This window comes from Zobellia sp. OII3 (assembly GCF_002211465.1).
Taxonomy (GTDB): Bacteria; Bacteroidota; Bacteroidia; order Flavobacteriales; family Flavobacteriaceae; genus Zobellia; species Zobellia galactanivorans.
Genome location: NZ_MWRZ01000013.1, coordinates 66199 through 77125 on the forward strand (window position 1 = coordinate 66199; position 10927 = coordinate 77125).

Below are 10927 nucleotides of genomic sequence, written 5' to 3' on the forward strand. Positions count from 1 at the left end.
AGATTAAATTTTGGTTAGAATTAACTCCACTATTCTTTCCAGATCATTTTGGGAAAGGTTAGAGCCACTTGGCAAACAAAGCCCCCGGTTGAAAAGGTCTTCCGATGTACCATCGCTATAATGGGGAAATTCATTGAAAACCGGCTGCATATGCATCGGCTTCCATAAAGGTCTAGATTCGATATCGACCTCTAAAAGGGCCAATCGTATTTTTTCCCTAATCTCAAAGGAAGGGGTCAACACGCAAGTCAACCATCTATTGCAATAATATCCCTCTGGTTCCTCTAAAAATTCAAGTTGGGAAAGATGCCCAAGATGTTTTTTATAAAAATCGTAATTAAATCTTCTTTGTCCTACACGTTCTTGAAGCACTTCCATCTGACCACGGCCAATACCTGCAAGGATATTGCTCATTCTATAATTGTAGCCTACATTTGAGTGCTGGTAGTGGGGCGCATCGTCCCTTGCTTGCGTGGCCAAGAATACGGCCCTTTTCTTCACCTCCTCTTTTCTTGACACCAAGGCGCCTCCCCCAGAGGTGGTAATTATTTTATTTCCGTTAAAAGAAAAAATCCCTATTTCCCCAAAAGTACCGCATTTTTTATCCTTGAACGCGCTCCCCAGGGCCTCGGCACTATCCTCCACGACGGGAATATCATATTTTTCTGAAATCTTCCTTATTTCATCCACTTTATAGGGCATTCCATATAAATGGACCGCTACGATAGCTTTAGGTTTTTTCCCACGGGCCATTCGATCCTTTATAGCGGTTTCCAATAATTCAGGGGAAATATTCCAAGTATCCCTTTCACTATCTACAAAAACGGGAGTTGCCCCAAGGTACATAATGGGATTGGCCGATGCCGAAAAAGTAAAACTTTGACAAATTACTTCATCGCCCCGGGTTACGCCCAGCAATTCTAAAGCGAGATGAATTGCGGCAGTACCTGAACTAAGTGCGGCTACGTGCATGTTGCCACCTACAAACTGGGTTATGGATTTTTCAAAGTTATCTACGTTAGGCCCTAAAGGAGCGACCCAATTCGTATCAAAGGCTTCTTGAACGTATTTTTGTTCACCTCCTCCCATATGGGGAGAAGACAGCCATATTTTATCTTTTACAATAGTTTTCACCGGAAATTGGTTTTTAGTTCATTATCGTTTGGGGGTTGCCGACATTTTCAAATCAATGGCGGCCAAACATATAAATATAATCTCAATATTGCCAAGCAATACTTCTGTGATTATCAAAAACAAAACTAAACCTTAACATTAGAACCCTTCATTAATTTTGTTGTACGCCCCAAAAAATCGGCTAATCACACCTTACACCGAACTCCAACATCAACCTTGAGTCACATATGTACGATATAAAACGAATATTAGATGTGTTTTTTTCACCCCTACATTCTTTCAAAAATAGGAAACCCAAAGGCATTCTCCCTATAAAAATATCAAAACCAAAGGCTTAGAACAAAAAAAAGGAGCAAAGCCAATACGAAACACCGCTCCCCCTAAGTTCATTTCCAAGGTTTCTTAGATTCGATTATAATCCTTAAAATCCTTGTGTTCTTTTTTATACAGTTCATCTTCCGGCAAGGATTTGAAATACTCGTAGGTCTTTTTCATGCCTTCCGCACGGGACACCTTGGGCTCCCAGCCTAAGATCTCTTTGGCCTTTGTAATATCAGGTTGTCTTTGCATTGGGTCATCTTGCGGTAGAGGCTTATAAATAACCTTCTGGTCGGTACCGGTCAACTTTACAATTTCCTCCGCAAAATCCTTAATAGTAATTTCATGTGGGTTACCAATGTTTACAGGCATATCATAATCGCTGAGCAATAGACGGTATATCCCTTCCACTTCATCATCGACATAACAAAAGGAACGGGTTTGACTACCATCGCCGAACACGGTCAAATCTTCACCTCGCAAGGCCTGTCCAATAAACGCAGGTATTACCCTACCATCATTCAGTCGCATTCTAGGCCCATAGGTATTAAATATTCTAACTATTCGTGTTTCAAGACCATGAAAGCGATTATAAGCCATGGTAATAGATTCCATAAACCTTTTGGCTTCATCGTAAACCCCTCTAGGGCCAATGGTATTCACATTACCATAATATTCTTCTGTCTGAGGGTGGACCAAGGGATCCCCGTATATTTCGGAAGTAGAGGCAATTAATATCCTGGCGTTTTTAACCTTGGCCAAGCCCAATAGGTTATGGGTTCCCAATGCCCCCACCTTCAAGGTCTGAATCGGAATCTTTAAATAATCGATCGGACTGGCCGGAGAGGCAAAATGAAGAATATAGTCCAATTTCCCCGGTACATTCACGAATTTAGTAACATCGTGATGGTAAAACTCAAAGTTCTCTAACTTAAAAAGATGCTCAATGTTACGCAAGTCGCCTGTAATCAGGTTATCCATAGCGATTACATAATATCCTTCCTTTATAAATCGGTCACACAGATGGGATCCTAAAAAACCGGCTGCCCCGGTAATCAGTATTTTCTTCATTTCGTACATTTAATATTCCGCTCAACGAATGTTAGATACTTTAACATTCAAAAGTAGAACCATTTATCACTAGTTGGCATTACAATCGGCACGAATATAAATACATTGTATCAAACCCAAGACGTTTTTTTCTCAAAATGCTATGAACTTCAAATATTTAAGATAAAAGGTAAATAGTCTTATTCTATAAATGCTTCGTATATAATTTCAGACAATTGTCGCCTTGCTTCAATTACAAGCCCTATAAAAATAGATCGTATTCCACCTCATGATTATTAATACATCGATAAATTAGTCCCATTTCTAACACATAATCTTGAAATAAATCTTTTTAACCGAAAAAATGCAAGGTAGTTTTGAGTTATTTAGTAATCTTTGCAACCTAATAAAATGAACCTATCCATGAAAAAAGTAAATAAAATATGCTGTATCGGTGCAGGATATGTAGGTGGACCAACCATGTCCGTTATTGCCAGCCAGTGTCCTGAAATTACGGTAACTGTTGTGGACATTAACCAAGCCAGAATCGACCAATGGAACGATTCGGACCTAGATAATTTACCCGTCTACGAGCCAGGGCTAAAAGAAATCGTTGAAAAAACCAGGGGAAAGAACCTTTTCTTCTCCACTGAAGTGGACAAAGCCATAGATGAGGCCGAGATTATTTTCATATCGGTAAACACCCCAACAAAGACCTATGGAAAAGGGAAAGGGCAGGCAGCAGATTTAAAATTTGTAGAGCTCTGTGCCCGTAATATCGCCAAAGTGGCCAAAACCGATAAAATAGTCGTAGAAAAATCTACATTACCGGTACGAACGGCCAGTGCGATCAAAAGTATTTTGGAGAACACCGGGAATGGCGTAAAATTCGAAATTCTTTCCAACCCTGAATTTTTGGCCGAAGGTACTGCCATAGAAGATTTGCTCCATGCCGACCGGGTGTTGATCGGCGGTGACGAAACACCTTCGGGACAAGAAGCTAAGGACACCCTCAGTTCCATTTACGAACATTGGCTTCCCAAAGAGCGTGTTTTACAGACCAATGTATGGTCTTCCGAGCTCTCTAAATTGGTTGCCAACGCATTTTTAGCACAAAGGGTTTCTTCCATCAATGCCATTTCAGCATTATGTGAACGTACCGATGCCAATGTGGCGGAGGTGTCAAGGGCGATTGGCACCGACAGTAGAATTGGACCGAAATTCCTAAATGCCTCTGTTGGTTTTGGAGGCTCTTGCTTTCAAAAGGACATCCTGAACTTGGTGTATATATCAAGAACTTTCGGACTTAATGAGGTTGCCGATTATTGGGAACAGGTCATCATTATGAACGATTATCAAAAAAGACGTTTTGCCGAAAATATAATTTCAACCTTATACAACACGGTTTCAGGCAAGAAAATTGTTTTCTTCGGATGGGCCTTTAAAAAGGATACCAATGATACTAGGGAATCCGCCGCCATTAACATAGCCGATGCCCTACTTGAAGAAAAGGCGGAAATTGTGGTATACGACCCAAAGGTTTCGGCCGATAGAATTTATGCCGATTTGGATTACCTAGATACAAGGACTCCCGAAGAGAACCGAAAACTCCTTACGGTAGTAAACGACCCTATGGAAGCCGTTCAAGAGGCGCATGCCATAGCCATTCTAACCGAATGGGATGAATTCAAGACCTATTCTTGGGATACGATTTTTGAAAAAATGTTAAAACCTGCCTTTGTTTTCGACGGCCGTCGCCTATTATCAAAAGAAGAAATGGAAGAAAAAGGCTTCCAATACTACAAAATAGGACAATCATGAAAATTCTTGTCACCGGTGCAGCCGGTTTTATAGGATATCATCTCTGTGAAAAACTCTTGCGTCAAGGTTTTGAGGTCGTCGGCCTAGATAACATCAACGATTATTACGATGTTAACCTCAAATACGACCGTCTGAAGCAATTGGGCATTGAACGGAGCGATGCTAAAACATTTCATAAAAAATGTTACGGCTCCATCTATGGTGACAAATTTTCTTTTGTTCGAATGAACCTGGAAGACCGGGACGCCCTTCCTAAACTTTTTAAGGAAGAAAAAGTGGACCGGGTCTGTAATTTGGCTGCGCAAGCGGGCGTACGTTACAGCATTGAAAATCCAGAGACCTATATCGACAGTAATATTGTGGGCTACCTGAATTTACTAGAGTGTTGCAGACACAATAAAGTCGAACACTTGGTGTACGCCAGTAGCTCCAGTGTCTATGGTTTGAACGAAAAAATACCTTTTTCCACTTCAGATAGTGTAGACCATCCGATAAGCCTGTATGCCGCAAGCAAAAAGAGCAATGAACTTATGGCCCACACCTATAGCCATTTGTTCGGGTTTGCAACCACGGGACTTCGATTTTTTACGGTATATGGCCCTTGGGGACGTCCCGACATGGCCCTGTTCCTGTTTACCGATGCCATTGCCAAAGGCAATCCGATACAGGTATTTAACCATGGTAAGATGGAACGCGACTTTACCTATGTCGACGATATTGTTGAGGGGGTAATCCGTATTTTAACAAAATCCATCAATGACCGTGAGCGCTATAAAATTTACAACATCGGTAACAACAACGCTGTTAAACTGACCGATTTTATAGAAGCCATCGAGAGCAGTATGGGGCAAAAAGCCACAAAAGAGTTGATGCCCATGCAGCCAGGAGATGTTGAACGTACCTGGGCCGATGTAAATGACCTAATCAGGGATTACGACTACCAGCCCAATACTAGCGTAGTCGATGGTGTCCAGAAATTTATTGAGTGGTATAAAAACTATTATAAAAAATAGATTTACTTTTAATATAAAAAGCCTTAATAAATATTGAGGCTTTTTATTGATTTTCAAATACTCAAAATCTAAAATCCTATCTTTTATAACAGGGCATCAACCTATTCAAAAAAAATATGCTATTCAATTCTGTAGATTTCGCACTTTTCCTACCAATAGTATTTATTTTATATTGGTTTGTTTTTAATAAAAATATTAATCTTCAAAATTTCCTTATTGTAGTCGCCAGTTATTTCTTCTATGGTTGGTGGGATTGGAAATTTCTTGGTTTAATTGCCTTTAGCACTTTTGTTGATTACTCAATCGGTGTAGCTTTATCAAAAGAAAACAGACCGTTAACACGAAAAATTCTATTATGGACTAGCATTTCTGTTAATCTAGGTTTTTTAGGCTTCTTTAAATATTATAATTTTTTTCTAGATAATTTTGTCTCCGCCTATTCTTTCTTTGGTCAAGAAATCAATGTTCAATCCCTTAATATTATTTTACCTGTTGGTATCAGTTTTTATACCTTCCAGACTTTAAGCTATACTATAGACGTTTACAGAAAGCAACTAGAACCAACAAGGGATTTTATCGCTTTTTCCGCCTTTGTTTGTTTCTTTCCACAACTCGTTGCAGGACCAATTGAAAGGGCCACCCATTTACTGCCACAATTCTACAAGAAGCGAGTTTTTGATTATTCAAAAGCGGTAGACGGCATGCGTCAAATCTTATGGGGCCTGTTTAAAAAAATTGTGATTGCCGACAATTGCGCGGAATATGCCAATGAAATATTCAATAATTCAGGGGAATATTCGGGAAGCACCTTATTGCTAGGTGCTTTTTTCTTTACCTTTCAAATCTATGGCGATTTCTCAGGGTATTCCGATATCGCCATTGGCACATCAAGGTTGTTTGGTTTTGATTTAATGAAAAATTTTGCTTTTCCCTATTTTTCCAGGGATATCGCTGAATTTTGGAGAAGATGGCACATCTCATTATCAACTTGGTTTAGAGACTATCTTTATATCCCTCTTGGCGGAAGCCGGGGAGGCACATGGATGAAAATCCGTAACACCTTTATCATTTTCTTGGTAAGTGGCTTTTGGCACGGAGCGAATTGGACATTTCTTGTTTGGGGAGCCTTAAACGCTATTTACTTTTTACCCCTAATGCTCTCTGGCAAAAACCGACAGAATATAGATATTGTAGCCCAAGGCAAATACCTGCCAAACTTTAAGGAAATTCTACAAATAATCTATACATTTCTTTTAACAGTCTTGGCTTGGGTCTTTTTTAGGGCTGAAAATGTGGCCCACGCACTAAGTTATTTAGCCAATATTTTCGACACAACCCTTTTCTCTCAACCACAAATATTACCCACGACCCTAATAGCCTTGCTTGCCCTGTTTATTATCACAGAATGGCTTCAAAGAGAAAAAAATCACGGTCTTGAAATCTATGGCAACGGATTATTAAAACATAGACCTATCCGATGGGGGACGTATATTAGCATAATCATTATTATATTTTCCTTCGGCGGATATCAACAAGAATTTATATATTTTCAATTTTAAATTATCTAAACAAGGTTTATAATCTCCTTTTCCAAGATAGTTTTATTCTAAATTGGAGAATTGAACCAAAGTAATTGATTGGTAAAAAAAAAACAAACACAAGTCCCCCTTCGATTATTATGAACAAACTAAAATGTACAATCATTTTTTTTATTAATCCGTCTAACTTTGTGTCCTATGATTTTTTTTCTAAAAAAAATATTTCTTTTCTCTATACTGACCTGTTTGACAGTGACCTTACTCACCTATACAACAAGTTTATACACTAAATCTACTTTTAACTTTTCTTTAAATTCTTCACATAACATTTTAATCTTAGGCAACTCACACCCAGAATGCGCCATAAATGATTCTTTAATACCTAAAACAAAAAATCTTGCCCAGAGTGGTGCTGCCTATTTTTATGATTACCTGAAACTAAAAAACATTACTAAGCACAACAAACAAATCGACACAGTTATCCTTGGATATTCCTACAGCATACTTCAGAAAGATATGGATGCTTGGTTGGATGCTGAAAGCAAAATTAATACCCAAATACGGTATTATTTTTTTCTACTTGATTTTAAAGATTATTGGACTTTGCTTTCCGCTAATCCAATCGCTACATTAAAAAGTACACCACAAACTATTTTTCATAACATAAGAATGAAGTCCAAGGGTTACAGTTACTTAGGTGGTTACAAATCATTATCAGAAAGAAAACTTAAACAGGCTAAAAAATATATAAAACCCTTAGACATTGATAAGACTCATGAGTATTCTCAATATCAGATAAAGTACCTCATCGAAATATACAAATTTTGCGAGTCAAATAACATCTCTTTAATTTTATTAAACACCCCTGTACACCCTATAATTGAAGAATTACACGAACCTTTAAAAAAAGGATACTATGATTTTGCTAAGAATCAACTTCCAAATGCAACTCTGATGGACCATTCGAGTTTTGATCTTCCCGAATCTGCTTATAGAGACTTATCTCACCTTCATAAAACCGGAGCCGAAATCTACTCGAATTATTTAAAAGAGCTGTTAAACTCCAACAAATAACAAAATACCTTCCTTGACATATCCTTTTCTTTTTTCATCACATCAACAAACTCTCGAACTGGACTTTATCGACATTTAAGAGATAGACAGAATACACTACACCTTTTATCCCCTAAATAGACTTTTGACAGAATATTACTTCCTTCATGACATTTTTTTCACATCTTTGCAGCCTATTAAGCCAACCAATTGACTAAAGACGACTTTAATTGCTAATATTTTTTTTAAATCAAAATTAAATGTTACTTGAAAAACTAAATTTTTCTTCAAAATACACAATTTTAATAACCGGCGGTGCCGGCTTTATCGGATCCAATCTATGCGAAGCCTTATTAGACAATGGAAACCGTGTCGTTTGCCTTGACAACTTTGCAACAGGTAAACGGGAAAACATCCTCCCCTTTACCTCCAACCCCAACTTTAACCTTATCGAAGGAGATATTAGGGATTTATCCACTTGCCATAAAGCTTGTGCCGATGTGGACTTTATATTGCACCAAGCAGCATTGGGGTCCGTTCCGCGATCTATAAATGACCCTATAACCAGCAACGATGTAAATGTTTCCGGATTCCTGAATATGCTCGTCGCGGCCCGGGATGCGAAGATCAAACGCTTTGTATACGCTGCCAGTTCTTCCACCTATGGGGATTCAAAATCAATGCCCAAAGTAGAGGACGTCATAGGGAAACCTCTTTCCCCTTATGCCATTACCAAATATGTAAACGAATTATATGCCAACATTTTCAGTTCTACATACGGACTGGAAACTATAGGACTACGATATTTTAATGTTTTCGGGCAAAGACAAGACCCCAATGGGGCCTATGCGGCCGTAATTCCAAAATTTACCATGCAACTTATGGCCCATGAGTCGCCAGTTATAAATGGTGATGGTAGTTTTTCCCGAGATTTTACGTATATCGATAATGTCGTTCAAATGAACATAAGGGCTTTGTTGGCAAAGGACAAAGAAGCCATTAACACCGTATACAACGTAGCCTTTGGAGAACGTACCGATTTAAACGAACTTGTAAGCTTGCTAAAAACCTATTTAAGCGAATTTGATCCGCAAATTGCAAATGTCGATATCACTTACGGCCCAGAACGAAAGGGAGATGTCCCCCACTCTTTGGCGTCTATAGAAAAGGCTGAAAAATTGCTAGGCTACGCGCCTCAATTCGATATAAAAACCGGACTCAAAAATGCCGTTAATTGGTATTGGAACAATTTAAAATAAAGAAGAATGAAAAATATTAAAATAGCAATAATAGGATTGGGTTATGTTGGCCTACCTCTTGCACGATTATTTGCTACGAAGTATCCGGTAATCGGATTTGACATCAACGAGGAACGGATTAAAGAACTGCAATCCGGCACGGACAGTACCTTAGAGGTAGAAGACGATATTTTGCAAAAAGTGTTGCGCGATACCCCTCAAATGGAAACCGGGCTACATTGTACGAACCAAAGGGAGGCAATTTCCGATTGCAATTATTATATCGTAACCGTTCCCACCCCTGTGGACCACACCAACAGACCTGTTCTAACGCCTTTGTACAAATCAAGCGAAACGGTTGGGAAAGTGTTGAAAAAAGGAGACACCGTCGTCTATGAATCTACGGTATACCCTGGCGTAACGGAAGAAGAGTGTATCCCTGTACTCGAAAAAGTAAGTGGACTCGTCTTTAACAAAGATTTCTTTGTTGGATATTCCCCTGAACGTATCAATCCAGGTGACAAGGAACATACCGTAGAAAAGATTCTAAAGGTTACTTCGGGCTCTACTCTGGAAACCGGAAAAAAAGTCAATGCCCTATATGCTTCGGTAATCACTGCCGGCACCCACCTTGCCCCCTCCATAAAGGTAGCAGAGGCCGCCAAGGTAATTGAAAACTCTCAAAGGGATATCAATATCGCCTTTGTAAACGAATTGGCCAAAATCTTCAATTTAATGGATATTGACACGAGTGCCGTACTTGAGGCAGCGGGGACCAAATGGAACTTCTTGCCCTTCAAACCCGGACTGGTTGGCGGCCATTGTATTGGTGTTGACCCCTATTATCTCGCCCAAAAGGCACAAGAGTTCGGTTATCACCCCGAAATCATCCTAGCCGGAAGGCGTATGAATGATGGTATGGGGAAATACGTAGCTTCTGAAGTTATCAAATTAATGGTTCAACGGGAGATAAAAATAAAAGGAGCCAAGATGCTCGTTTTAGGCATTACCTTTAAAGAAAATTGTCCCGATGTACGAAATACAAAGGCGGTAGATGTAATCAACAACCTTAAGAGCTACGGCGCCAATATAAGTATCTTCGACCCATGGGCCTCCAAAGAAGAAGTTGAAGAAGAATACAGCCTAGAAATAGTAAACCAAGTACCCAACGAAAAGTACGATACCATTGTTCTTGCCGTTGCCCATAATGAGTTTTTAAATATTGACCTACGAGCCCTTTTAAACGAAAACGGTGTGTTATACGATGTAAAAGGCATCTTAAAAGGTAAGGTAGACGGTAGACTTTAAACTTAATGTTAGTTCTTGTATTATATGCCTATATAAAGAGAGTTAAATTATCCTAAAATGGATAGGTCGATTTTTTAAGTTTAAATAAATCCAGTGGAGCTATCTTCACTGGATTTTTGTTGGGTATAAAGTATAGCTGTTTTTTTACCTAGTATTACTGCATCCTACAATCATTTTTAACAAGCGTACATTTTTACTGTTCCTTCCTCACTTCCTAATCATAAATATCCCTCCCCTGCCAAACTATACGTTCAAATTTTTAATCAACAGTACTTTATTGCCAAATACTTTTATCTCTACAAGCGTTTTCTTTCATATTTAAAAGCTGAACTCATTTAAACTTTTTTAGTTTGATTTTTTTCAGGGCGATTACGATGAATGATAGGTAGTTGAACCCTTTCCAACTCTCAACGGAGGTATCGAACCTGTTGAGCAGTGACCTGAAACTGTCGAT

Annotated in this window: 8 protein-coding genes and 1 pseudogene; 6 read left to right on the forward strand and 3 right to left on the reverse strand. The window is 38.9% G+C overall.

The genetic code is table 11. The annotated features are described in order from the left end of the window. Positions 1 to 3 precede the first annotated feature (3 nt). Both B4Q04_RS20585 and B4Q04_RS20590 read right to left on the reverse strand, forming a co-directional pair. On the reverse strand, positions 4 to 1089 hold the full coding sequence (locus tag B4Q04_RS20585) for an aminotransferase class I/II-fold pyridoxal phosphate-dependent enzyme (protein WP_088697946.1): 1086 nt from the start codon (positions 1087 to 1089) through the stop codon (positions 4 to 6). 447 nt (positions 1090 to 1536) lie between these two features. After that, positions 1537 to 2523 (reverse strand): UDP-glucuronic acid decarboxylase family protein, encoded by a 987-nt coding sequence (locus B4Q04_RS20590; protein ID WP_046288056.1) that lies wholly within the window; start codon positions 2521 to 2523, stop codon positions 1537 to 1539. 402 nt (positions 2524 to 2925) lie between these two features. Between B4Q04_RS20590 and B4Q04_RS20595 the strand changes: the two genes are divergently transcribed. From B4Q04_RS20595 to B4Q04_RS20620, 6 genes are all read left to right on the forward strand, one after another. Beyond that, complete coding sequence (locus B4Q04_RS20595) at positions 2926 to 4323, forward strand: nucleotide sugar dehydrogenase (RefSeq protein ID WP_088697958.1); 1398 nt, start codon at positions 2926 to 2928, stop codon at positions 4321 to 4323. Next, the gene (locus B4Q04_RS20600; protein WP_088697947.1) at positions 4320 to 5336 is read left to right on the forward strand and encodes an NAD-dependent epimerase; all 1017 of its coding nucleotides are present in this window, start codon (positions 4320 to 4322) and stop codon (positions 5334 to 5336) included. Before B4Q04_RS20595 ends, B4Q04_RS20600 begins: the two co-directional genes overlap by 4 nt. A 116-nt stretch (positions 5337 to 5452) precedes the next feature. Beyond that, positions 5453 to 6895, forward strand: coding sequence for an MBOAT family O-acyltransferase (locus B4Q04_RS20605; protein WP_088697948.1), 1443 nt, complete (start codon positions 5453 to 5455; stop codon positions 6893 to 6895). A 177-nt stretch (positions 6896 to 7072) separates the two neighbouring features. Then, the gene (locus tag B4Q04_RS20610) at positions 7073 to 7948 is read left to right on the forward strand and encodes a hypothetical protein (protein ID WP_088697949.1); all 876 of its coding nucleotides are present in this window, start codon (positions 7073 to 7075) and stop codon (positions 7946 to 7948) included. Between the two features lie 239 nt (positions 7949 to 8187). Next, entirely contained in the window at positions 8188 to 9186 is a 999-nt protein-coding gene (locus B4Q04_RS20615; protein WP_088697950.1) for an SDR family oxidoreductase, read from the forward strand. A gap of 6 nt (positions 9187 to 9192) precedes the next feature. Then, the gene (locus B4Q04_RS20620) at positions 9193 to 10473 is read left to right on the forward strand and encodes a nucleotide sugar dehydrogenase (protein WP_088697951.1); all 1281 of its coding nucleotides are present in this window, start codon (positions 9193 to 9195) and stop codon (positions 10471 to 10473) included. A gap of 331 nt (positions 10474 to 10804) precedes the next feature. Here B4Q04_RS20620 and B4Q04_RS22975 read toward each other — a convergent pair. Beyond that, positions 10805 to 10927: pseudogene (locus B4Q04_RS22975) on the reverse strand (IS5 family transposase); the annotation flags it as partial.

Coding starts and splice junctions, on each gene's coding strand:
- B4Q04_RS20585 (WP_088697946.1), bottom strand. CDS start 1,089: ATGGGAGGAGGTGAACAAAAATACGTTCAAGAAGCCTTTGATACGAAT.
- B4Q04_RS20590 (WP_046288056.1), bottom strand. CDS start 2,523: ATGAAGAAAATACTGATTACCGGGGCAGCCGGTTTTTTAGGATCCCAT.
- B4Q04_RS20595 (WP_088697958.1), top strand. CDS start 2,926: ATGAAAAAAGTAAATAAAATATGCTGTATCGGTGCAGGATATGTAGGT.
- B4Q04_RS20600 (WP_088697947.1), top strand. CDS start 4,320: ATGAAAATTCTTGTCACCGGTGCAGCCGGTTTTATAGGATATCATCTC.
- B4Q04_RS20605 (WP_088697948.1), top strand. CDS start 5,453: ATGCTATTCAATTCTGTAGATTTCGCACTTTTCCTACCAATAGTATTT.
- B4Q04_RS20610 (WP_088697949.1), top strand. CDS start 7,073: ATGATTTTTTTTCTAAAAAAAATATTTCTTTTCTCTATACTGACCTGT.
- B4Q04_RS20615 (WP_088697950.1), top strand. CDS start 8,188: ATGTTACTTGAAAAACTAAATTTTTCTTCAAAATACACAATTTTAATA.
- B4Q04_RS20620 (WP_088697951.1), top strand. CDS start 9,193: ATGAAAAATATTAAAATAGCAATAATAGGATTGGGTTATGTTGGCCTA.